The sequence below is a fragment of the Natronohydrobacter thiooxidans genome, from assembly GCF_001884735.1.
Taxonomy (GTDB): Bacteria; Pseudomonadota; Alphaproteobacteria; order Rhodobacterales; family Rhodobacteraceae; genus Roseinatronobacter; species Roseinatronobacter thiooxidans_A.
In genome coordinates, this window is the sequence record NZ_MJAP01000001.1 from 113944 (window position 1) to 134788 (window position 20845).

Here is a 20845-nt window from a genome sequence, read left to right on the forward strand (position 1 = left end):
TCATGGATGACTGGCAGAATGGCGGCTTCGGCCTGTATCTCCATTGGCCCTTCTGCCAGTCCAAATGTCCCTATTGCGACTTCAATTCCCATGTCAGCGCGAGCATCGACCAGCGCGCATGGGAAGCGGCCTATCTGTCGGAAATCGACCGCCTCGCCGCCCAGACCGAGAATCGCCTGCTGAACACGGTTTTCTTCGGCGGCGGCACGCCCTCGCTGATGGATCCCGATCTGGTCGCGACGCTCATCGATCGTATCAAGACCCGCTGGACCCCCGCCAATGATCTGGAAATCACGCTGGAAGCCAATCCCGGCTCGGTCGAGGCCGCCCGCTTCCGCGCCTTCGCGGGTGCCGGCGTCAACCGTATCTCCATGGGCATTCAGGCGCTCAATGATACTGACCTCAAGCGCCTTGGCCGCCTGCACAGCGCGCAGGAGGCCCGCAAAGCCTATGACATCGCCCGCGATGCCTTTGCCCGCGTCAGTTTCGACCTGATCTATGCCCGCCAGCACCAGAGCCCCGAGACATGGGCGCAGGAACTGCGCGAGGCGCTGGCCATGGCCGTGGATCACCTCTCGCTCTATCAACTGACCATCGAACAGGGCACGGCTTTCGGCGCGCGTCACGCGGCAGGCGGTCTGCGGGGTCTGCCCGATGACGAGATCGCCGCCGATATGTATCTGCTGTCGCAGGAAATCTGCGCGGCCCATGACATGCCCGCCTATGAGGTGTCGAACCACGCCCGTGATGGCGCGCAGTCCCGCCATAACCTGATCTACTGGCGCTATGGCGATTACGCGGGCATCGGCCCCGGCGCGCATGGCCGCCTGACGCTGAACGGCTCCCGCACCGCCACCGCGACCCCGCTCATGCCGCAGACATGGCTCGATCAGGTGGGCACCCTTGGCCACGGCGAGATCCCGCGCGAGATCATCCCGCGCGAGGAACAGGCCATTGAATATCTGATGATGAGCCTGCGCCTGCGCGAAGGCATGGATATCAAGCGATATCAACAGCTTGCGGGCGAATCCTTAGCCGATGCACGAATTGCCGATCTGGTGGATCAGGGCCTCTTGACCCGCAGCGCGACCCATATTGCCGCCACCGATCAGGGCCGCCCGGTTCTGAACGCCCTGATCCGCGCGCTTATGCTCTGACCGGATTGCCCAGCACCTTGCACAGCTTGTCCAGCTGCTCCATCGAGCGGTATTCAACCGTGATCCGCCCCTTGCCGCCGCCATCGTAATCGATCAGCACCTTCATCCCCAGCGCCGCCGACAGGTCATTCTCCAAAGCGCGCGTATCAGCGTCTTTCTCGTAACCCTTTGATTTCGCAGGTGTCTTCTTCTCAACCCCGGTCTTGGTCAGGGTCTCGGTTTGGCGCACGGACAGTCCTTCCAGCACCACTTTGCGCGCCAGCATCGACGGATCATCGGCTGTGATCAGCGCCCGCGCATGGCCCGCACTCAGCTTGCCCTCGCGCAGCAGCGCCTGCACATCCTCGGGCAGGTTCAGAAGCCGCATCAGATTGGCGATATGCGACCGGCTCTTGCCCATCGCTTCTGCCAGTTTCTCCTGCGTATGCCCGAAGCGTTCGATCAGCGCCCGATAGCCCATCGCCTCTTCGACCGGGTTCAGATCGGCGCGCTGGATATTCTCGATGATCGCGATTTCCAGCACTTCCGTATCGGTGAACTCGCGGATGATCACCGGCACCTCATGCACCTGCGCCCGCTGCGCCGCGCGCCAGCGCCGTTCCCCGGCCACAATCTCGAACATCTCGCCGCGCGCCCGCACGATCAGCGGCTGGATCACACCCTTCTCGCGGATCGAGGCTGCAAGTTCGGCAAGGGCCGTATCATCAAAATGCCGCCGCGGCTGGTCCGGGTTCGGCACCAGTCTTTCGACCGGCAATCTCTGCTCGCGCCCGCGCTGCTCGGTTCCCGCCTCTGGCCCGACCGAAACCTCCGCCATCAATGCGGACAATCCGCGCCCCAATCCGCGTCGTTCTGCCTTGCGATCCATTACGACACCACCCCTTCACTGTGCATCTTGTTATGCTTGACCAACAACTCACCGGCCAGATCCCGATAAGCCACCGCCCCTTTTGACATGGGATCATAGCTCAGGACCGAGACCGCATAGGACGGCGCCTCGCTCAGGCGGACATTCCGCGGAATCATGGTCTTGAACACCAGATCCCCCAGATTGCCGCGCGCATCCGCTTCGACCTGCTGCGCCAGATTGTTCCGCCGGTCATACATCGTCAGCAAGATCCCCTCGATCCGCAACTGGGCATTGGCGGTTTCGCGCAATTCCCGCACGGTCAGCATGAGTTGCGACAACCCTTCCAGTGCGAAAAACTCGGCCTGCAGGGGCACCAGAACCGACTGCGCCGCAACCATCGCATTCAGCGTCAACAGATTCAGCGAAGGCGGGCAATCAATCAGGATATAGTCAAAGGCCAGATCCTGGATATCGCTCTGGCGCAAGGCATCCTGCAACAGATAGCTGCGCCGCGCCCGCGACATCAGCTCGATATCCGCCGAGGACAGATCGGTGGTTGCAGGTACTATCCATAGTCCAGATTGCGCCGTCTCCAGCACGATATTGCGTGCAGGCACATCGCCAAACAGCAGATCATAGGTCGTATACTTGCGCGCGCCCATCTCCAGCCCCAGCCCGGTCGAGGCATTGCCCTGCGGGTCAAGGTCAATCAGCAGAGTTCGTTGCCCGGCTTCAGCAAGTGCGGCAGAGAGGTTGATCGCGGTGGTTGTCTTGCCCACCCCGCCCTTCTGATTCGCTATCGCAATGATTCGTGTCTTTGCTCGATCAGCCACGGATAATATCCTTTACTATCAGCAATCGTGCCAGATTATCCGTCCGGCTTTCGATACTTGTCGCGTTAAACTGCCATTCTGCGCGCGCTGCTGCAAGCTCCTGTTCATATGTTTTTCCCTTGGGCAGCAGCGCCACGCCTTCGGGGCGCATATGCCGCGCGACCATCGCCAGAAGCAAATTCAACGGCGCCAGCGCCCGCGCAGAGACGATATCGGCCTGCTGCGGCGCCACCGCCTCTACGCGCTTTGCCAAAACCGTCACGGCCAACCCCAATTCGCGCGCCGCGGTCATCAGAAAAGCCGATTTGCGCTGATCGCTCTCGATCAGGGTAAAGCGACATTCCGGCATGACCTCCTGCGCCAGAATTGCGCAGACCAGCCCCGGCAAGCCGCCGCCCGAGCCGATATCGACCCAATGCTGGGCATCGCGAGGGGCATGGGCGAAGAGCTGCGCCGAATCGACAATATGGCGCTGCCACAGGTCGGGGATGGTGGAGGGCGCAACCAGATTGATCTTCGGGTTCCAGCGCCTGATCAGATCGGCATAGGCGCGCAGCCGGGCCAATGTTTCACGTGAAACATCGAGACCATCCAGATCCTCCGCGCTCATGCTGATGCACGCTTCGCACTGCTTTGCAGCCGCGACAGCAGCAACACCAGGGCCGCAGGCGTCATGCCGTCAATCCGCGCCGCCTGCGCGAGCGTTTCGGGGCGGATGCGCGACAGCTTTCCCGCCAGCTCATGCGACAGGCCAGATACCGCGCTGAAATCGAACCCCTCGGGAAAGCGCTTTTCCTCGTCCGATTGCAGCATCCTGATCTGCGCTTCCTGCCGGTCCAGATAGGCGTGATACACCATCTCGCGGGCAATCTGGGCCTTGATCGGTGCCTCGATCCCTTCAACCTCTGGCGCGAGTTCCTGCAACACATCAAAATCGAAACCCGGCAGGCCCAGAAGCGTCAGCCCGTCCCGGCGCACGCCATCTTCGCTGACCTTGTGCCCCACCGCGTTCAATTGCCTGGGCGTGAAAGACACGCTACGAAGCTGATCCTTCGCGCGTTCCAGCTTCGCGAGCTTGCTCTCGAACGCTTCTTTCCGCGCATCACCGATACAGCCCAGTGATATGCCCAGCGGCGTCAGGCGCTGATCGGCATTATCGGCGCGCAGCGACAGACGATACTCTGCGCGCGAGGTGAACATGCGATAGGGCTCCATCACCCCGCGCAGGGTCAGGTCATCGACCATGACGCCGATATAGGAATTCGAACGGCTGAAACTGAATGGCGCGCGGTCCTGAGCATAGAGCGCGGCATTCAGACCCGCGAGCAGCCCTTGCGCCCCCGCCTCTTCATAGCCGGTGGTACCGTTGATCTGGCCCGCCAGATAGAAGCCGCGCATATCTTTCAGCTGCAAAGCCGATGTCAGCGCACGCGGATCGATATAGTCATATTCGATGGCATAGCCGGGCTGCAGGATGCGGACATTCTCCAGCCCGGGAATGGTGCGGACATAGGCTTCCTGCACCTCGGCGGGCAACGAGGTGGAGATGCCGTTGGGATATACCGTGTCATCGTCCAGCCCTTCGGGTTCCAGAAAGACCTGATGCGACTCCTTTTCAGCGAATCGGGTGATCTTGTCTTCGATCGAGGGGCAATAGCGCGGCCCGACGCCTTCGATATGGCCGCCATACATCGCCGATTTCGACAGATTCGCGCGCACGATCTCATGCGTCTGCGCATTGGTATGGGTGATCGCACAGGCCAGTTGCGGGGCGATGGTGTGATCGGTCAGGAAGGACAGGTACTCCGGGGAGTCGTCGCCGGGCTGGCTTTCCAGCGCGTCCCAGTCGATGCTGCTGCCATCCAGTCGCGGTGGTGTGCCAGTTTTCAGGCGGCCCATCGGCAGGCCCAGATCACGCAATTGCGTGGCAAGAATGCTTGACGCCTGATCGCCCATGCGACCGGCGGGATAGCTGACATCGCCGATGAAGACCTTGCCGCCCAGGAAAGTGCCGGTGGTCAGGACGACCGCTTTCGCGGTCAGGTTGGTCTCGCCATTCACCTCGATCCCGGCAACCGAATCACCCTGAAGGATCAGCGCCGTGACCTCGGCGGTCACGACTTCCAGCCCCGGTTGCGCGGTCACTTCGCGGCGGACGAATTCGCGGAATCGCTTGCGGTCGGCCTGAACCCGTGGACCTTGCACGGCGGGGCCCTTGGAGCGGTTCAGCAGGCGGTACTGGATCGCCGCGTAATCCCCTGCCCGGCCCATCAGCCCGTCGAGCGCGTCAATCTCGCGGACCAGATGCCCCTTGCCCAGCCCACCAATCGCGGGGTTGCAGGACATGGTGCCCAGATCGTCAAGCCGGAATGTCACCAGCGCGGTGCGCGCGCCCATCCGCGCCGAGGCCATTGCGGCCTCGACCCCGGCGTGACCGCCGCCGACAATGATGACATCGTAATGTTTCACGTGAAACACTCCTACTTGCCGATACAGAAGGACGCAAAGATATCGCCCAGCAGATCCTCGACATCGATCTTGCCGATCAGCGCGTCAAGCGCAGTCATGGCATGCCGGATATCCGCCGCTACAAGTTCCGGGATATACTCTGCGCTGCGGAGTTTTTCAATCGCAAGTGACAGGGCAGTTTCGGCGTTCTGCATAGCCTGAAGGTGACGGCGCCGGACTGTTACCCCATCGCGCGCCACGCGGCTTTCGAGTTCGGTCTGGATACGGTTCAGTAGCGACTCGAGTCCCTGACCCGTCAGGCCAGAGACCCCATCTGGCCGGTCGGAATATAGATCGGCCTTGCTGAACAAGGTGATATCGCCTGATTTCGGCGCAATGGGTGGTGGCGCTTCTGGGTCATCACACAATATGATGCGGATATCAGCTTCATCTGCGCGTTTCCGACCGCGCGCGATACCAATCGATTCGATGGTCTCTTCCGTCTCGCGCAGCCCCGCCGTGTCGAGCAGGGTCACGGCATAGCCGCCGATATCCATGCGCAATTCGATCACATCGCGCGTGGTGCCCGCGATATCAGAGGTGATCGCGGCCTCGCGCCCGGCAAGAGCGTTGAGAAGCGTGGATTTGCCGGCATTGACCGAGCCCACCAAAGCAATCTCGAACCCGGACTGGACGCGTTCGCGCGCGCCCTGCCCTGCGATCTCGCGCTGCAATTGCGCCTGGACCAGATCAAGCTCTGCGAGGATCTGCGCGTCGAAATTGCCGATATCCTCTTCAACGAAATCAATCGAGATTTCGACCAGTGCGGCGGCCTTGATCAGATGCTCGCGCCAGCCTGTGACCAGCTTGCCGATGGCGCCATCAAGCACGCGCAGCGCCTGCCGACGCTGGCTTTCGGTCTCGGCCTCCAGCAGGTCACTCAGCCCTTCGACCTGGGTCAGATCGAGCACGCCATTTTCCAGCGCGCGGCGGGTGAACTCGCCGGGCTCAGCCAGCCGCAAGCCATGGTCATTCGCCAGACAGGATTCGAGGGCGCTGATCGTGGCCAGACTGCCATGCACCATCAGTTCGGCCACATCCTCGCCGGTGAAGCTGGCGCCCGCGTTGAAAATGACGATCAGGCCGGTATCGAGCGCGTCGCCGGAGGCATTGCGCAGCGTCCGCAAAGCGGTCTGGCGCGGTTCTGGCAGCGTGCCCGCCATGGCGCGCGCGACAGCATGCGCGCGCGGGCCAGAGATGCGGAGGACAGCGACACCCGATTTCCCACGGGCCGAGGCCAGTGCGAAGATCGTCTCCATGTCAGGCATTCATGGAATCGAAGAAATCGCTGTTGGTCTTGGTCTGTTTCAGCTTGGAAATCAGGAATTCGATGGCGTCGGTCGTGCCCATCGGGTTCAGAATCCGGCGCAGGACGAAGGTTTTTTGCAGATCGGTTTTCTCGATCAGCAGATCCTCTTTCCTTGTGCCGGATTTCAGAATGTCGATGGCCGGGAAGACGCGCTTGTCGGCGATCTTGCGATCCAGGACGATTTCGCTGTTACCGGTGCCCTTGAACTCCTCGAAGATCACTTCATCCATACGCGAGCCGGTGTCGATGAGCGCGGTGGCGATGATCGTCAGCGAGCCGCCCTCTTCGATATTCCGGGCCGCGCCGAAGAAGCGCTTGGGGCGTTGCAGCGCGTTGGCATCGACACCGCCGGTCAGAACCTTGCCCGACGAGGGCACAACCGTGTTGAAGGCGCGGCCAAGGCGGGTGATCGAGTCGAGCAGGATCACCACATCGCGCTTGTGTTCAACAAGGCGCTTGGCTTTCTCGATGACCATTTCGGCGACGGCAACATGGCGGGTCGCGGGTTCGTCAAAGGTCGAGGCGATGACCTCGCCCTTCACCGAGCGCTGCATATCGGTGACTTCCTCGGGGCGTTCATCGATCAAAAGCACGATCAGGTAACACTCGGGATGGTTCTTCTCGATGCTATGCGCGATATTCTGCAAGAGCACCGTCTTACCTGTGCGCGGCGGGGCCACGATCAGGGCGCGCTGGCCTTTGCCCAGGGGCGACACGATATCGATGATCCGGGCCGACCGGTCCTTGGTCGCGGGGTCGCCGGTTTCCATCCAGAGGCGTTGATCGGGATAGAGCGGCGTCAGGTTGTCGAAATGGACCTTGTGGCGGGCTTTCTCGGGCGTGTCGAAATTGATCTGCGTGACTTTGGTGATCGCAAAATAGCGCTCATTCTCGGCCGGGGCCTGCATCACGCCCTCGACCGTATCACCGGTGCGCAGGGAATAATGGCGGATCATGTCGGGCGAGACATAGATATCGTCAGGACCGGGCAGATAGTTCGCTTCGGGCGCCCGCAGGAAGCCGAAACCGTCCTGCAGCACTTCGAGCACGCCCTGGCCGGATATGGTCCAGCCTTCCTCGGCGCGTTCCTTCAGGATCGAGAACATCATCTCGCCCTTGCGCATCGAAGGGGCGTTCTCGATTTCCAGCTCTTCGGCCATCGCGAGCAATTCGGCAGGGCTTTGGGCCTTCAGATCGGCGAGGTTGAGCGAGTCGGTGCTCTCGGTGCTGGCGGGGCGGTCTTCGATCATCATGTCGGACATGGGAAAAATCCTGTGCGCCCGGACAGGAGCCGGGACAATGGGTCAGGTCGGTTGCGTGAAACGCGATCCGCCGGACGGCGGGGCTTGAAAGCCAGATAGGCTTTTCGCGTCATCAAGTCAATCCGGGCCTAGAATTTAAGGATGACCGAGAGGACAATGAGGACCATCAGCACGGTCGGGACTTCGTTCATCATGCGGTAGTCACGCCCGGTCAGGGTATTGCCGCCCTCTGCGAAGATACGGCGGCGGCGGGCGCACCAGATATGAAACCATGTCATGCAGATGATCCCGGCGAGTTTGGTCCAGGGCCAGATGCTGCCCCAGATCCCGGCTCCCAGCATGACGGCCATGGTGACGCCTGTGGCCCATGCGACGATCATGGCGGGGTTCATGATCACGCGCAGGAGCTTCTTTTCCATGATCTGGAACACGGCGCCCATGGCTTCGGTGTTTTCGCGTTCGACATGATAGACGAAGAGCCGTGGCAGATAGAAGAGACCAGCCATCCAGCTGATCACTGCCATGATGTGTAATGCCTTGATCCAGAGATAGGGGTCGGTGAGCATGATCGGTCCTTGGTCGTCTCTGCTTCTTCTAAATAATTAAAGTAAGAATAGGAATGTTGTTGTTAGTAGGGGCTGTGGATATGGGGATAGTTTTTCTGATCACAGGGTTATCCACAGGCGGTTTTTTTACCGAGTGTTCTGGAAGGAATAAAAAACAACTAATTATCATATAGTTACATGGGAACAAAAAGTGAATAAACCGTTAATCCGTGAGACCTGTCCGAGTTTTGCACAGCCGGGGGGACGCAGTCATCCCTTGTGGTTTTCTCGTGCCGAACGCTTGCGGAAGCGGCTGCAACATGGCAGCACCATGCCTGTCAGGGGATAACCGGAATGCTTCCCTTGGGTTGTCCTGCCGCTTTCACACAGGGTTGTCCACATGGTGCTTGTCCTTGCCTCGCAATCCGCCAGCCGTCGGGAGATGCTGGAACAGGCCGGGCTGAGGGTCGAGGCTGTTCCCGCGCGGGTGGATGAAGCGGCGATCCGCGATGCGTTGCTGGCCGAACAGGCCAGCCCGCGCGATATTGCCGATGCGCTGGCCGAGACCAAGGCGCGCAAGGTTGCCGGGCGGATGCCAGAGCAGCTCGTGCTGGGCTGCGATCAGGTGCTGGCCTATAAGGGCATGATTTTCGAGAAACCCCCTAGCCTGCAAGCGGCGCGCGACCAGTTGCGGATCCTGCGCGGTGGCACTCATCAGCTTTTGTCGGCGGCGGTGCTCTATGAGGGCGGCGAGCCGGTCTGGCGGCATGTCGGTGTTGCGCGGCTGACCATGCGGCAGTTTTCAGACGACTATCTGGAAAGCTATCTGGGGCGGAACTGGCCGGAGATCGGCGGATCGGTGGGCGGCTATATGCTGGAGCGCGAAGGGGTGCGGCTGTTTGCGCAGGTGCAGGGGGATTATTTCACCATCCTTGGGCTGCCGCTGTTGGAATTGCTGAACTATCTGAGCTTGCGCGGGGAGATCGAGGGATGAGCAGAATACCACTTGCCGGGGTGATCGGGGCGCCGGTCGGGCATAGCCGCTCGCCGCGCCTGCATGGGACATGGCTGCGGGACTACGGGATTGCGGGGCATTATGTGCCGCTGCATGTCGAGGCCTGGGATCTGGAGCGCGTGTTGCGGGTGATGCCGCGCATGGGTTTCGTGGGTGCGAATGTCACGATCCCGCATAAGGAAGCCGTGCTGGCGCTGGCCGATGAGGTCACGGATATGGCCGCGCGGATCGGGGCGGTGAATACGCTGACATTCAAGGATGGCCGGATTCTGGCCGATAATACAGATGGGTATGGATTCATGGCCAATCTGCGGCAGGGCGCGCCTGATTGGCGGGCCGATGCAGGGCCAGCACTGGTGCTGGGCGCGGGGGGTGCGGCGCGGGCGGTGATCGTGGCCTTGCAGGATGCGGGGGTGCCGGAGATCCGGCTGACCAATCGCACGCGGGCGCGGGCGGAGGAATTGGCAGCGGAATTCGGCTGCGCGGTGCAGGATTGGGAGAAGCGGGCCGAGGGGCTGGGCGATCTGGGGCTCTTGGTGAATACGACGGCGCTGGGGATGGAGGGGCAGGCCCCGCTTGAGATGCCGCTGGACGGGTTGCCAGCGGGGGCGCTGGTTACGGATATCGTCTATACGCCGCTGGACACGCCGCTTTTGTGCGATGCACGGGCGCGCGGGTTGCAGGCGGTCGATGGGCTGGGAATGCTGCTGCATCAGGCGGTTCCGGGGTTCGAGCGCTGGTTCGGCAGGCGGCCCGAAGTGACAGACAGCTTGCGCGCAGCGGTGCTGGGATGAGGCCCTATCGGCTGGGGCTGACCGGCTCGATCGGGATGGGGAAAAGCACGACCGCCGGGTTCTTCCGCGAATTTGGCGTGCCGGTCTGGGATGCGGATGCGGCGGTGCACCGGCTCTATGCGCCGGGTGGGGCCGCTGTGGGGCCGGTGGGGGCGCTCTGCCCTGCGGCGATTGTGGATGGCACGATTGACCGCGGCGCGTTGAAAGACTGGATCGCGCAGGATAAAGAGGCACTCGCGAAGCTGGAAGCGGTGGTGCATCCGCTGGTCGCCGAGGATCGCGCGGCATTTGTCGCGGGCGCGCAGGCGCCGCTGGTGGTACTGGATATCCCGCTGCTGTTCGAGGTCGGCGCCGATGTGGACGGGGTGCTGGTGGTCACCGCCCCGCCGGAGGTGCAGCGCGCCCGCGTGCTGGCCCGACCGGGGATGACGGCGGCGCAATATGAGGCGATCCTTGCGCGGCAGATGCCGGATGCGGAGAAACGCGCCCGCGCGGATTTCGTGATCGAGACACTGGATATGGACAGCACGCGGCGGGATGTGCGAAATCTGGTGGAACTTCTGGGGGCAAAGTGATGCGTGAGATTGTTCTGGATACGGAGACCACGGGGTTCGAGCCGGATCAGGGCGACCGGATTGTGGAAATCGGGGCGCTGGAACTGATCAACCATATGCCGACCGGACGGACCTATCACCAATATATCAACCCCGAACGCGACATGCCGGACGGGGCCTTTGGCGTGCATGGGATCGGGCCGGATCTGTTGCAGCCGCCGCGGGCGGCCAAGCCCGGCGAGATCACGCTGCGCGACAAGCCGGTGTTCAAGGATGTCGGGCGGGAGTTCGTCGATTTTGTCGGCGACGCGAAGCTGGTGATCCATAACGCCGCCTTCGACATGAAATTCCTGAATGCCGAATTGCGGTGGATGGGGCTTGCGGAACTGGAATGGGGGCGCGCGGTCGATACGCTGGCGATTGCGCGCAAGAAATTTCCAGGCTCTCCGGCCTCGCTCGATGCGCTGTGCCGCCGTTTCGGGATCGACAATTCGTCGCGCACGCTGCACGGGGCGTTGCTGGACAGCGAGATACTGGCCGAGGTCTATCTGGAGCTTCTGGGCGGGCAACAGCCGGATTTCGCGCTTTCGACCGCGGCGCAGCATGATGCCGGATCGGGCCGGGCCGCCCTGCCCTTGCCCAAACGCCCAAGACCCCTGCCCCCGCGCGTGACCGAGGCCGAGGCCGAGGCGCATGCGAGCTTTGTCGCGAAACTGGGCGAAGGGGCGATCTGGAAGAAATACGCGTGAGAAAAAGCCCCCGGTGGCGGGGGCTTTCATCGGATCAGTTCGGGGCGGGCGCTTGTCCCTGCTGGGCCTGCAGCGCGGCCTGCCGCTGCAATTCCTGCTTGTAGAGCGCCAGAAAATCCACTGTGTCGAGATTCAGCGGCGGGAAGCCGCCATCGCGGGTCACATCGGAAATGATGCGGCGCGCGAAGGGGAAGATCATGCGCGGGCATTCGATCAGCAGGAAAGGATGCAACTGTTCCTGCGGGACGCCCTCGATCAGGAACAGTCCGACATAATCCAGCTCGACGATGAAGAGCACCTGATCGTCGCTCTTGTTCTTCGAGGTGATCTTGAATTTGGTGGCGACATCATACTGGTTCTCGCCCTCGCGCTTGTTCGCGTCGAGGCTGACCTGAACCTGAATATCGGGCTGGACATTGCTGCCCTGAAGCTTCTTTTGCGCGGCGACATTCTCGAAGGACAGATCGCGCATATATTGCGCGAGGATACGCATGTTCACCTTGGGCGGGGTTGCTGCGGGCTGGGCGCCATTGCCGGGCGCTTGGGTTTCGGTCATGTCCTGCTCCTGATGGTTTGGTCAAATAGATCTGGCCGCGCTTGTATCAGCGGGGGCTGTCTGGCTCAATCCCGGTTTTCCGGGCGCTCGATGCGCGGCTGTTCAGCCGGGGGTGTATGTTCATACTCGCCCTCGATGATGGTGGTCTCGCTGCGGCTGTGGCGGGTTCTGATCGAGATCAGCACCCGCGCCAGCAGCAGGTGGCGCAGGGGCGGGATCAGCAGCAAAAGCCCCAGCGCATCGGTGAAGAAGCCGGGGATGAAGATGAGAATGGCCCCGATCATGCGCAGCGCGGAATGGGCCATCGGGCTTGCGGGGCTGGCATCGCGTTCAAGTGCTGCGCGCAGATCCTGCGCGTTGCGCTGTGGTTCCAGCCGCATCAGCACCAGCCCAAGCGCCGATGTGGCAAAGACCCAGGCAAGCGTGCCGATCACGCCAAAATGACCGCCGATCTGCACGAAAAGCGCGATTTCGATGACGGGAACTGCCAGAATGCCAAGTAAAAGCCACATATCTTCGCCCTTATCGCAGAACATCAGGTCAGGTAAGGTGGACTTGCCCTGCATCCCACCTTACATAGGCACGAGACCCGTCCTACCAACCCCGGGCCGAGGAAACAATGGAACCAGCCGTGATCCAGCTTCTGATACTTGCCGGCATAGCCGTTTTTCTGATTCTGCGCCTGCGCGCTGTTCTGGGATCGCGTGACGGTTTCGAACAGACCCCCCTGCCGCGGCAGGAGGGCGGGACTGATCAGGTCGCGAAACGGCGGTTCGAGGTGATCGAGGGCGGGCCGGATACGGATATCACCGATCATGTGCCCGAAGGCTCGGACTCGGCCAAGGCGCTGGCGCGGATGAAGGCGGTGGATCCTGATTTCAGCGTGGGCGAGTTCCTGCAGGGCGCGCGCGGGGCCTATGAGATGATTCTGATGGCGTTTGAATCCTCGGATATGGATTCGATCCTGCCCTTCCTGTCGCGCGATGTGTTCAACAGTTTTGATGAGGTCGTGCAACTCCGCGAGCGCGAAGGGCTGCGGGTGGATGCGACCTTTGTGGGTCTGCGCGAGCTGGAGCTTGTCGAGGCGACATTCGATGCCGAGACGCGCGAGGGCGAGATCACGGTGAAATTCGTCGGCGAGCTGACCTCGGTGGTGCGCAAGGCGGATAGTGGTGAAGTGGTTGACGGCGATCCGAATGTCGTGAAGCGGCAGAAGGATGTCTGGACCTTTGCGCGGGATATGGGGTCGGAGAGCCCGAACTGGAAGCTGGTGGCCACGGGCGAATGAGCCGCAAGCGACGGGATCTGTCGCCCGAGGACCGGGAGTTATGGGGCCGCGTGGTGCAGACCGCGCGGCCTTTGAAATCCGCGCCGCTGGCGCTGCCCGTTGCGGCGGCCACCCCGGCACCGCCGAAGCCCGCAATGGTGCCGCCGCCTGGCCGCGCGCCGCTGGTGTTGCGGCCCGAGGGGGGCAAGGGATCTGTCCGGCATGATCTGGCGCAGCCTTTGTCCGAGGCATTGGCGCAGGTGCCGGTGCAGATGGACAAGCGCCGGTTCCAGCGCCTGAGCCGGGGCAAGCTGGACCCGGAAGCGCGGATCGACCTGCATGGGATGACACTGGCGCAGGCGCATGGGGCGCTGAACGGCTTTATCCTGCGCGCGCATGCAGCGGGGTTGCGGCTGGTGCTGGTGATCACCGGCAAGGGCAAGACGGTTGCGGATGACGGGCCGATCCCGCGCAGGCAAGGGGCGTTGAAGCATGATGTGCCGCAATGGCTGCGCATGGCGCCGCTGGGGCCGGTGGTGCTGGAAATCCGTGAGGCGCATATAAAGCATGGGGGCGCGGGGGCGTATTATGTGTATCTGCGCCGGGCGCGGGGGTAGGGTGCGTGCTCAGCACGCACCCTACGGTCGCGCGGCTGTTCTGTGGGCTTGGCTTTGCATGGGATTTCAGGCATGGGGCGCTGATGAAATTCCAGTTTGACATATCGGCCCGCGACGGGCGTGCACGCGCAGGCGTGATCTCGACCCCGCGTGGGGAAATCCGCACGCCTGCCTTCATGCCTGTGGGCACGGCGGCGACGGTGAAGGCCATGCTGCCCGGATCGGTGCGCGCGACGGGCGCCGATATTCTTCTGGGCAATACCTATCATCTGATGCTGCGTCCCACCGCCGAGCGGATTGCAGCCCTCGGAGGCCTGCACCGGTTCATGAACTGGGACCGGCCGATCCTGACGGATTCGGGGGGGTTTCAGGTCATGTCGCTGGCCAGTTTGCGCAAGCTGACCGAGGAGGGGGTGCGCTTTGCCAGCCATATTGACGGGTCCAAGCACCTGCTGACGCCGGAACGGTCGATGGAGATTCAGCGTCTGCTGGGGTCCGACATCGTGATGTGTTTCGATGAATGCCCGGCCCTGCCTGCGGATCGGGCCACGATTGCCGCCTCGATGGAATTGTCGATGCGCTGGGCGCAGCGCTCGCGCGATGCGTTCGGCGACCGGCCCGGACATGCGCTTTTCGGCATCCAGCAGGGCGGGCTGGAGCCCGATTTGCGCGAGCAATCGGCCAAGGCGCTGCGCGGGATCGGCTTTGACGGCTATGCCATTGGCGGCCTTGCCGTGGGCGAGGGGCAGGAGGCGATGCTGGGCGTGCTGGATTATGCGCCGGGGCAGTTGCCCGAGGACAAGCCGCGCTATCTGATGGGCGTGGGCAAGCCCGACGATATTGTGGGCGCGGTCGAGCGTGGGGTGGATATGTTCGACTGCGTGCTGCCCTCGCGTTCGGGGCGGACCGGGCAGGGCTGGACCGCGCGCGGGCCGGTCAATCTGCGCAATGCGCGGCACAAGGATGATCCGCGCCCGCTGGAGGAAGAGTGCGATTGTCCTGCTTGCCGCGACTATAGCCGCGCCTATCTGCATCATGTGATCAAGAGTGACGAGATCATCGGGTCGATGCTGTTGACCTGGCATAATCTGCGCTATTACCAGCGCCTGATGCAGGGGCTGCGCGACGCGATCCGCGCAGGCACATTGGCGGCTTTCGTGGCAGAATTTCACGCCCGGCGCGCGCAGGGCGATATCGAGCCGATCTGAGAACAAGGAGACTGGAATGAGGCAGGACGACATGCTCTCGACCGTGGTGAAACCGATCCACAAGGAGGGCTACAAGTTCATCAGCATCTTTGCGGCTGTCACCTTTGTACTGTTCCTGATCTGGCAACCGCTGGGCTGGATCGGGGTCGGGCTGACGGTCTGGTGCTATTATTTCTTCCGCGATCCCGAGCGCCAGACGCCCTTTCGCGAGGGTCTGCTGGTCAGCCCCGCGGATGGGGTGGTCTCGCTGATCGAACCTGCCGTGCCGCCGGTCGAGCTGGAGATGGGCGATCAGGCGCTGACGCGGGTGTCGGTTTTCATGAATGTGTTCGACTGCCATGTGAACCGCGCGCCCATCGGCGGGCGGATCACCAAGATCGCCTATCGGCCGGGGAAATTTCTCAATGCCTCGCTGGACAAGGCGAGTGAGCATAACGAGCGCAATTCTCTGGCCATCGAGATGGCGGATGGGCGCAAGATCGCAGTGGTGCAGATCGCCGGGCTGGTGGCGCGGCGGATCCTGTGCGAAGTCGAGGAAGGGTCAGTGCTGCAGACCGGGGAGCGCTTCGGGATGATCCGCTTCGGCAGCCGCGTGGATGTCTATCTGCCCGAGGGGGTGGAGCCGCTGGTGGCGCTGGGCCAGACCATGGTTTCGGCGGAAACGGTGATTGCGGATCTGGAGAGCCGCGAGCCGCGCCGGATGGCCGAGGCGCGCTGAGATGCCGACCCGCGACCGCCTGCCGCTTTTGCAATTGGTGCCCAATCTGGTGACGATCCTGGGCATGTGCGCGGGGCTGAGCGCGATCCGCTTCACCTTTGACGGGCGATTCGAACTGGCGGCGGCGCTGATCATTCTGGCGGCGGTGATGGACGGGTTCGACGGGATGCTGGCGCGCAAGCTGAATGCGGCCAGTTCCTTCGGGGCCGAGCTGGACAGTTTCGCCGATTTCGTAAGCTTCGGCGTGGCGCCCGGCATTCTGGTCTTTGGCTATGCGCTGGCCGGGCCTTTCGCCGGTGTGGGCTGGATTTTCGTCCTGATCTTCGCGGTCTGCGCCTGTCTGCGGCTGGCGCGGTTCAATATCTCGCGCGCAACCCCCGAGGGGGCGCCGATGCGGCATTTCGTCGGTGTGCCTGCGCCTGCGGGGGCGATGCTCGGGCTTCTGCCGGTGTTTCTGGGCCTGTCGGGGCTGGTCGATCCGTCGCGCGCCCCGGTTCTGGTGGCGCTGTATCTTGCCGGGGTGGGGCTGTTGATGGTCTCGCGCCTGCCGACGCCATCGCTCAAGGCGGTGCGGATCGCGCGCGAGAATGCGATCTGGCTTTTGATCGCGATGAGCGGGTTTGTGGGCTTTCTGTTCGTGCGGACCTGGCTGACGCTGGTGATCGCGGATCTGATTTATCTGGGCGTGCTTCTGGCGCTGGCGCTGCGGCACAGGCGGAGTGTTTCGGCGCGGTAGGTTTTCCCGCGGCGATGCAGATTTCTTTTCGCTTTCTGCTTGACGGGGGAAATGGGATTGCGTAGATCGCCCCTACCGCGCGGTTGTAGCTCAGTTGGTTAGAGTACCGGCCTGTCACGCCGGGGGTCGCGGGTTCGAGCCCCGTCAACCGCGCCATTATCAAAACCCCTGCCAGACCGGCGGGGGTTTTGCTTTTCCGGGCCATTGCGGGATGTCAGCGGGTCACGGGTGGCGGGCTTACGATCTGAGCTTGCGGCCCAGAAGCTCCAGCCGGTGCCCTTCGAGCCGGTAGCCCAGACGCCGCGCGATCTTTTCCTGCAAGGCTTCGATCTCGGGGTCGCAGAACTCGATGACCTCGCCGGTATCAATATCAATCAGATGGTCGTGATGGGCGCGGTCGCTGTCTTCGAACCGTGCGCGGCCATCGCCGAATTCGAGTCGCTCCAGAATGCCGGCCTCTTGCAGCAGCTTGACCGTGCGATAGACGGTTGCGAGCGAGATTCGCGCATCGAGCGCATTGGCGCGGGCATGGAGTTCCTCGACATCGGGGTGATCCTCGGCGGCCTCGATCACACGCGCGATGGTCCGGCGCTGGTCTGTCATGCGCACGCCCTGCGCTTCCAGCCTGTCGAGAATGGATTTGCTCACACTGTCCCCATGTCTTGCTGCGCCTTTTTAGCACGATACGCGGCGCGCAAAACCCGATTTCGACAGGGCAGGGGGCAGGGGCGGGCCTAAGCGCGCCTTCAGGTCGCGTATTGGCGCACCATGTGACCGCCATCCACATCAAGCACATGGCCGGTCATATAGCCGCAGGTGGCGGCAAGAAGCACGGCTTCGGCGATTTCTTCGGGCTGTCCGATTCGTTTGACGGGCAAGGAGTTTCCCGTACTCTGGAACATCGCTTCGCGCCGTTCCGGGGGGGCGCGGTCGTGCAGCTCGGTCCGGACCATGCCCGGCGCGATGCAGTTCACGCGCAGGCGCGGTCCCAGTTCCAGCGCCAGCCCGCGGGTCAGCGCCTCGATGGCGGCGCAGGCGGCCCCAAGCGCGGCGCAGTTGATGCCGGGGCGGCGGCTCAGGACGCCCGAGAAGAGGGTGATCGACCCGCCGTCACGAAGGCTGGGAAGTGCGGCGCGGGCAAGGCCATAGGCGCCCCAGAATTTCGCATCGAACATCATGCGCAACTCTGTCACCGGCTGGGTTGCAAACGGGCCGTGGGTAACGCTGGCCGCGCTGATTACCAGATGATCAATGCCGCCCGCAGGCAGCTGCAAGAGCGCCCGATCCACCTGATCGAGATCGGTCATGTCGAGCGCGAGCGACGTGACGGCAGGGCTATTGCCGAGTGTCTGCCGTGCACGCTCCAGCCGGGCGGCAGAGCGCCCGGCAAGGATGACAGTGGCACCAAGGCCGTGAAAGAGCCTCGCAGCCGCGAAGCCCATGCCGGAACTGCCGCCGACGAACAGTGCGCGGCGACCCGTGAGATCACGCATCCCAACTCTCCCTGATTGCCCGAGCGCGGCGCGGGTGCTACCGGCTCAGTGCCCTGCCAGCACGTCGCTTTCGGCAAAGTAGAGATGGAGCTGATAGAGCGGCTCCTGAAACGGCCCGACGCCGTCAGGTTTGTACTCCATGTCGATCCGGGTGATTGGCGGGGTCTGCATTCCGGGCAGCAGGCTGGTCCAGTCCGCGCCCGAGGAAAGCTGGCTGGCGAGGAACATGTATTCGACGCAGACGACATGCCCCTCGATTTCGCAATATATCGGCCCCAGCGGCAGATTGGCGGGTTCGGCCCAATGCGCGCCCATATGCGGGACATGCGGGCTGATGGCGACGGCGTTGGGCGCGATATCTGTCAGCAGGGGCAGATGCGACAGACCATCTGCGGCAGCGGGCAGGGCAATTCCCAAACAGGCGGTGGCGAGTGCTATGGATTTCAAGCTCATCGGTTTTTCCTCCCTTTTGATCCGAAAAACTTTTGTGATCAGTTTCTTGGCGGTTCTGCGCTGCTCGATCGGACCCTCGCAGATATCATACGCGAAAGCAGATCATTTGATAAATCGATTGATGTGATATAAGCTATTTGCATGACAAATTTTGGTAGGTTTGATCTGAACCTTTTGCGCGTGCTTGACGCCCTTCTGAGCGAGGGATCTACAGTTGGGGCGGGGCGGCAACTGGGGATGTCCCAGCCAGCGGTTTCGGCGGCGCTGGGGCGGCTGCGTCATGCGCTGGGAGATCCGCTTTTTGTCCGTCAGGGGCAGGGGCTGGTGCCGACCAGTTTCGCGGCCGGGCTGGAAGTGCCGCTGCGGTCGGTTCTGGACGGGCTTGAAAATGTTCTGGCCGGTCCGGGCGAATTTGACCCGCGCGAGGCGCGGCTGGATTTCAAATTGTCCGGGACCGATTTCTTCGCCACCATGCTGATGCCGCAACTGGGCGCGCGCGTGCAGCAGGAGGCGCCCGGAGTGCGGCTGCAACTGGTGGATCTGGTGCCGGATCATTATGTCGAGGCGCTTGAACGCCAGAATATCGACATTGCTTTGCTGCCAGATCAGAACTTTCCGGGCTGGATTGCGCAAGAGCCCCTGTTTCGTGCGGAGTTCGCGGTCATTGCGCGCGAGGGGCATCCGATGCTGACAGCGGCAGGTGTCACGCCGGGCGATGTGATTCCGATGGATCTGTTCTGCGCGCTCGATCATGTGCTGTGCTCGCCCGATGGACGGTTTCACGGCCTCGGCGATGCGGCGCTGGCCCGCAAGGGATTTTCGCGCCGCGTGGTGATGTCAGTGCCGGTCTTCGAGGGGGTGCTTCAGGTCGTGGCGGCGAGCGACATGATCGCGCTTTTTCCGCGTGTTCTTGCCGAGCATCGGGCGCCGGGAAGCGGGATTGCGGTCTATGTCCCGCCTTTCGTGGTGCCGCCGCCGCTGCTGTGCATGATCTGGCATAGCCGACACAACAACGCGCCCGCGCATCTGTGGCTGCGCGGCAGGATCCGCGAGATCCTTGCACCGCTCTGCATGCGCAGCGGCGCGGGTGAGACAGGCTGAGGGGCGCATCCCGCTATGCGCCCCTTTATTGATCCCTGAAGGGGTTTCCTGTCCCGCGCTTTTCCTCGCACGCGGTGCGGCTCAGCGCATCACCTCGGTCCAGATCCGGCTGTAGAGTTCCTGCACTTCGGGCGGGCAGAGCCGCTGGTCAATCGCGGCCCCGACCAGTTCTGCGGGGATGGTCAGTTCCGGGGAGTCCAGCAAGCCTGGGTCCATGAAGGCCTCGGATCCGGTGATGGCATTGCCGTAGCGGGTGTAATTCGAGATCAGCGCCGCGTTTTCCGGTGCCATGATGTAATCGAGGAACAGGCGCGCATTCTCGACATTCGTCGCATCCGCCAGAATCGCGGCATTGTCGGTCCATTGCATATAGCCGGTGGCGGGCCAGCCATAGGCAAAGCCCGGATTCGCTTCCCTGATGCGTCCGGCAGCGCCGCTCCAGAAGATTGATGCGTTCAGATCCTCGTTCACGAACTTTTCAAACGAGGGATAATCGACCGAGGCCCAATGCGGTTTGGCCACCAGCAGCAGATCGCGGGCCTCGCGCAGCGCCTCGCGGTCCGAGGTGCAGGTTTCGGCCCCGAGATAACGCAGCGTCATGTCGATAGTGTCATTCATCTGCGGCACCAGATTGACCTGCCCGCGCAGTTCGTCGGGCGGGTCGAGGAAGATCGCTGCAGTATTGATGTCGCCGGAATAGCGCGCGGTATTCACCATGACCCCGGTGGTGCCCCAAACCCAGGGCGCGGTGTAATGCCGATCAGGATCGCCCGTGACCGATCTGAAACCCGGCGCGACATTGGCGAAATTCGCCATCTGGTCGGGGCGGCTTTCCAGCAGCAGACCCTGTTCCAGATAGACCGGGATGTAATAGGCGCTGACCACCACCACATCCAGCCCATGCCCGCCCGCCTGTATGCGCGCGATGGCTTCCTCATTGGCGGCGAATTCGGTCAGCGTGACCTCGACCCCGGTTTCGGCAGAGAATTGCTCCAGCAGTTCCGGCGGGGTGTAGAGGCCGAAATTGAAGATGTTCAGCCGCCCTTCGGCATGGGCAGGCAGGGCAAGGCAGGCGCTCAGCGCGGCAAGGATGGCGGTTCTGGTCATCGGCAGATCTCCG

General features: G+C 62.6%; 24 protein-coding genes and 1 tRNA gene. 12 read left to right on the top strand and 13 right to left on the bottom strand.

Annotation, left to right across the window (positions count from 1 at the left end; translation table 11 throughout):
• The first annotated feature begins 2 nt into the window (after positions 1 to 2).
• Positions 3 to 1157 carry a radical SAM family heme chaperone HemW gene (gene hemW, locus BG457_RS00515; protein WP_071794986.1) on the top strand — a complete coding sequence of 385 codons (1155 nt, stop codon included), beginning with the start codon at positions 3 to 5 and terminating at the stop codon, positions 1155 to 1157.
• Here hemW and BG457_RS00520 read toward each other — a convergent pair.
• The 7 genes from BG457_RS00520 to hemJ form a co-directional block, all read right to left on the bottom strand.
• Positions 1147 to 2025, bottom strand: a complete 879-nt coding sequence (locus tag BG457_RS00520) for a ParB/RepB/Spo0J family partition protein (RefSeq protein WP_071794987.1) — start codon at positions 2023 to 2025, stop codon at positions 1147 to 1149. The two genes, hemW and BG457_RS00520, sit on opposite strands and share 11 nt — an antisense overlap.
• The gene (locus tag BG457_RS00525; protein WP_425434894.1) at positions 2025 to 2849 is read right to left on the bottom strand and encodes a ParA family protein; all 825 of its coding nucleotides are present in this window, start codon (positions 2847 to 2849) and stop codon (positions 2025 to 2027) included. Before BG457_RS00525 ends, BG457_RS00520 begins: the two co-directional genes overlap by 1 nt.
• On the bottom strand, positions 2833 to 3450 hold the full coding sequence (gene rsmG / locus BG457_RS00530) for a 16S rRNA (guanine(527)-N(7))-methyltransferase RsmG (RefSeq protein ID WP_071794989.1): 618 nt from the start codon (positions 3448 to 3450) through the stop codon (positions 2833 to 2835). Before rsmG ends, BG457_RS00525 begins: the two co-directional genes overlap by 17 nt.
• A complete protein-coding gene (gene mnmG / locus BG457_RS00535) occupies positions 3447 to 5318 on the bottom strand; it encodes a tRNA uridine-5-carboxymethylaminomethyl(34) synthesis enzyme MnmG (protein WP_139257483.1) in 1872 nt (623 codons plus the stop codon). Before mnmG ends, rsmG begins: the two co-directional genes overlap by 4 nt.
• Positions 5319 to 5320: 2 nt before the next feature.
• Positions 5321 to 6607 carry a tRNA uridine-5-carboxymethylaminomethyl(34) synthesis GTPase MnmE gene (mnmE, locus tag BG457_RS00540; RefSeq protein ID WP_071794990.1) on the bottom strand — a complete coding sequence of 429 codons (1287 nt, stop codon included), beginning with the start codon at positions 6605 to 6607 and terminating at the stop codon, positions 5321 to 5323.
• 1 nt (position 6608) lies between these two features.
• Positions 6609 to 7910 (bottom strand): transcription termination factor Rho, encoded by a 1302-nt coding sequence (gene rho / locus BG457_RS00545; protein WP_084657369.1) that lies wholly within the window; start codon positions 7908 to 7910, stop codon positions 6609 to 6611.
• A 137-nt stretch (positions 7911 to 8047) separates the two neighbouring features.
• On the bottom strand, positions 8048 to 8485 hold the full coding sequence (gene hemJ, locus BG457_RS00550; RefSeq protein WP_071794991.1) for a protoporphyrinogen oxidase HemJ: 438 nt from the start codon (positions 8483 to 8485) through the stop codon (positions 8048 to 8050).
• A 379-nt stretch (positions 8486 to 8864) separates the two neighbouring features.
• Here hemJ and BG457_RS00555 point away from each other — a divergent pair, with 379 nt between their 5' ends.
• Genes BG457_RS00555 through dnaQ form a run of 4 tightly spaced genes read left to right on the top strand, consistent with a single transcriptional unit; the run spans position 8865 to position 11576 of the window.
• Complete coding sequence (locus tag BG457_RS00555; protein ID WP_071794992.1) at positions 8865 to 9458, top strand: Maf family protein; 594 nt, start codon at positions 8865 to 8867, stop codon at positions 9456 to 9458.
• Positions 9455 to 10273, top strand: coding sequence for a shikimate dehydrogenase (locus tag BG457_RS00560; protein ID WP_071794993.1), 819 nt, complete (start codon positions 9455 to 9457; stop codon positions 10271 to 10273). The genes BG457_RS00555 and BG457_RS00560 overlap by 4 nt, the downstream gene beginning before the upstream one ends.
• Positions 10270 to 10848: a dephospho-CoA kinase gene (gene coaE / locus BG457_RS00565; RefSeq protein WP_071794994.1), complete on the top strand. Its 579-nt coding sequence runs from the start codon at positions 10270 to 10272 to the stop codon at positions 10846 to 10848. The genes BG457_RS00560 and coaE overlap by 4 nt, the downstream gene beginning before the upstream one ends.
• On the top strand, positions 10848 to 11576 hold the full coding sequence (gene dnaQ, locus BG457_RS00570; RefSeq protein WP_071794995.1) for a DNA polymerase III subunit epsilon: 729 nt from the start codon (positions 10848 to 10850) through the stop codon (positions 11574 to 11576). Before coaE ends, dnaQ begins: the two co-directional genes overlap by 1 nt.
• Before the next feature lie 34 nt (positions 11577 to 11610).
• Here the strand turns inward: dnaQ and secB are convergent, their stop codons facing one another.
• Together secB and BG457_RS00580 are read right to left on the bottom strand one after the other, a co-directional pair.
• Positions 11611 to 12132 carry a protein-export chaperone SecB gene (gene secB, locus BG457_RS00575; RefSeq protein ID WP_071794996.1) on the bottom strand — a complete coding sequence of 174 codons (522 nt, stop codon included), beginning with the start codon at positions 12130 to 12132 and terminating at the stop codon, positions 11611 to 11613.
• 65 nt (positions 12133 to 12197) lie between these two features.
• Complete coding sequence (locus BG457_RS00580) at positions 12198 to 12644, bottom strand: FxsA family protein (protein WP_071795113.1); 447 nt, start codon at positions 12642 to 12644, stop codon at positions 12198 to 12200.
• Positions 12645 to 12751: 107 nt separating this feature from the next.
• On the opposite strand from BG457_RS00580, the gene BG457_RS00585 reads away from it, so the two are divergent.
• From BG457_RS00585 to BG457_RS00610, 6 genes are all read left to right on the top strand, one after another.
• On the top strand, positions 12752 to 13420 hold the full coding sequence (locus tag BG457_RS00585; protein ID WP_071794997.1) for a Tim44/TimA family putative adaptor protein: 669 nt from the start codon (positions 12752 to 12754) through the stop codon (positions 13418 to 13420).
• On the top strand, positions 13417 to 14016 hold the full coding sequence (locus BG457_RS00590; protein WP_071794998.1) for a Smr/MutS family protein: 600 nt from the start codon (positions 13417 to 13419) through the stop codon (positions 14014 to 14016). The genes BG457_RS00585 and BG457_RS00590 overlap by 4 nt, the downstream gene beginning before the upstream one ends.
• Positions 14017 to 14099: 83 nt before the next feature.
• A complete protein-coding gene (gene tgt / locus BG457_RS00595) occupies positions 14100 to 15224 on the top strand; it encodes a tRNA guanosine(34) transglycosylase Tgt (protein WP_071794999.1) in 1125 nt (374 codons plus the stop codon).
• A gap of 16 nt (positions 15225 to 15240) precedes the next feature.
• Positions 15241 to 15942 (top strand): phosphatidylserine decarboxylase, encoded by a 702-nt coding sequence (locus BG457_RS00600; RefSeq protein ID WP_071795000.1) that lies wholly within the window; start codon positions 15241 to 15243, stop codon positions 15940 to 15942.
• 1 nt (position 15943) lies between these two features.
• Positions 15944 to 16678, top strand: a complete 735-nt coding sequence (gene pssA / locus BG457_RS00605; protein ID WP_071795001.1) for a CDP-diacylglycerol--serine O-phosphatidyltransferase — start codon at positions 15944 to 15946, stop codon at positions 16676 to 16678.
• Between the two features lie 79 nt (positions 16679 to 16757).
• A tRNA-Asp gene (locus BG457_RS00610) sits at positions 16758 to 16834 on the top strand.
• A gap of 81 nt (positions 16835 to 16915) precedes the next feature.
• On the opposite strand, the gene BG457_RS00615 is transcribed toward BG457_RS00610, so the two are convergent.
• The 3 genes from BG457_RS00615 to BG457_RS00625 form a co-directional block, all read right to left on the bottom strand.
• Positions 16916 to 17281, bottom strand: coding sequence for a Fur family transcriptional regulator (locus tag BG457_RS00615; protein WP_425434895.1), 366 nt, complete (start codon positions 17279 to 17281; stop codon positions 16916 to 16918).
• Between the two features lie 143 nt (positions 17282 to 17424).
• Positions 17425 to 18171: an SDR family oxidoreductase gene (locus BG457_RS00620; protein WP_071795003.1), complete on the bottom strand. Its 747-nt coding sequence runs from the start codon at positions 18169 to 18171 to the stop codon at positions 17425 to 17427.
• Between the two features lie 45 nt (positions 18172 to 18216).
• On the bottom strand, positions 18217 to 18624 hold the full coding sequence (locus tag BG457_RS00625; protein ID WP_139257484.1) for a hypothetical protein: 408 nt from the start codon (positions 18622 to 18624) through the stop codon (positions 18217 to 18219).
• A gap of 141 nt (positions 18625 to 18765) precedes the next feature.
• Between BG457_RS00625 and BG457_RS00630 the strand changes: the two genes are divergently transcribed.
• Complete coding sequence (locus tag BG457_RS00630; protein ID WP_071795005.1) at positions 18766 to 19725, top strand: LysR family transcriptional regulator; 960 nt, start codon at positions 18766 to 18768, stop codon at positions 19723 to 19725.
• 81 nt (positions 19726 to 19806) lie between these two features.
• Here the strand turns inward: BG457_RS00630 and BG457_RS00635 are convergent, their stop codons facing one another.
• Positions 19807 to 20832 (bottom strand): extracellular solute-binding protein, encoded by a 1026-nt coding sequence (locus BG457_RS00635; protein ID WP_071795114.1) that lies wholly within the window; start codon positions 20830 to 20832, stop codon positions 19807 to 19809.
• Positions 20833 to 20845 lie beyond the last annotated feature (13 nt).

Bases quoted from the DNA above. Each gene is read 5' to 3' on its own strand.
- hemW (WP_071794986.1), top strand. From the start codon at position 3: ATGGATGACTGGCAGAATGGCGGCTTCGGCCTGTATCTCCATTGGCCC.
- BG457_RS00520 (WP_071794987.1), bottom strand. From the start codon at position 2,025: ATGGATCGCAAGGCAGAACGACGCGGATTGGGGCGCGGATTGTCCGCA.
- rsmG (WP_071794989.1), bottom strand. From the start codon at position 3,450: ATGAGCGCGGAGGATCTGGATGGTCTCGATGTTTCACGTGAAACATTG.
- mnmE (WP_071794990.1), bottom strand. From the start codon at position 6,607: ATGGAGACGATCTTCGCACTGGCCTCGGCCCGTGGGAAATCGGGTGTC.
- rho (WP_084657369.1), bottom strand. From the start codon at position 7,910: ATGATGATCGAAGACCGCCCCGCCAGCACCGAGAGCACCGACTCGCTC.
- hemJ (WP_071794991.1), bottom strand. From the start codon at position 8,485: ATGCTCACCGACCCCTATCTCTGGATCAAGGCATTACACATCATGGCA.
- BG457_RS00555 (WP_071794992.1), top strand. From the start codon at position 8,865: ATGGTGCTTGTCCTTGCCTCGCAATCCGCCAGCCGTCGGGAGATGCTG.
- BG457_RS00560 (WP_071794993.1), top strand. From the start codon at position 9,455: ATGAGCAGAATACCACTTGCCGGGGTGATCGGGGCGCCGGTCGGGCAT.
- coaE (WP_071794994.1), top strand. From the start codon at position 10,270: ATGAGGCCCTATCGGCTGGGGCTGACCGGCTCGATCGGGATGGGGAAA.
- dnaQ (WP_071794995.1), top strand. From the start codon at position 10,848: ATGCGTGAGATTGTTCTGGATACGGAGACCACGGGGTTCGAGCCGGAT.
- secB (WP_071794996.1), bottom strand. From the start codon at position 12,132: ATGACCGAAACCCAAGCGCCCGGCAATGGCGCCCAGCCCGCAGCAACC.
- BG457_RS00580 (WP_071795113.1), bottom strand. From the start codon at position 12,644: ATGTGGCTTTTACTTGGCATTCTGGCAGTTCCCGTCATCGAAATCGCG.
- BG457_RS00585 (WP_071794997.1), top strand. From the start codon at position 12,752: ATGGAACCAGCCGTGATCCAGCTTCTGATACTTGCCGGCATAGCCGTT.
- BG457_RS00590 (WP_071794998.1), top strand. From the start codon at position 13,417: ATGAGCCGCAAGCGACGGGATCTGTCGCCCGAGGACCGGGAGTTATGG.
- tgt (WP_071794999.1), top strand. From the start codon at position 14,100: ATGAAATTCCAGTTTGACATATCGGCCCGCGACGGGCGTGCACGCGCA.
- BG457_RS00600 (WP_071795000.1), top strand. From the start codon at position 15,241: ATGAGGCAGGACGACATGCTCTCGACCGTGGTGAAACCGATCCACAAG.
- pssA (WP_071795001.1), top strand. From the start codon at position 15,944: ATGCCGACCCGCGACCGCCTGCCGCTTTTGCAATTGGTGCCCAATCTG.
- BG457_RS00615 (WP_425434895.1), bottom strand. From the start codon at position 17,281: ATGACAGACCAGCGCCGGACCATCGCGCGTGTGATCGAGGCCGCCGAG.
- BG457_RS00620 (WP_071795003.1), bottom strand. From the start codon at position 18,171: ATGCGTGATCTCACGGGTCGCCGCGCACTGTTCGTCGGCGGCAGTTCC.
- BG457_RS00625 (WP_139257484.1), bottom strand. From the start codon at position 18,624: ATGAGCTTGAAATCCATAGCACTCGCCACCGCCTGTTTGGGAATTGCC.
- BG457_RS00630 (WP_071795005.1), top strand. From the start codon at position 18,766: ATGACAAATTTTGGTAGGTTTGATCTGAACCTTTTGCGCGTGCTTGAC.
- BG457_RS00635 (WP_071795114.1), bottom strand. From the start codon at position 20,832: ATGACCAGAACCGCCATCCTTGCCGCGCTGAGCGCCTGCCTTGCCCTG.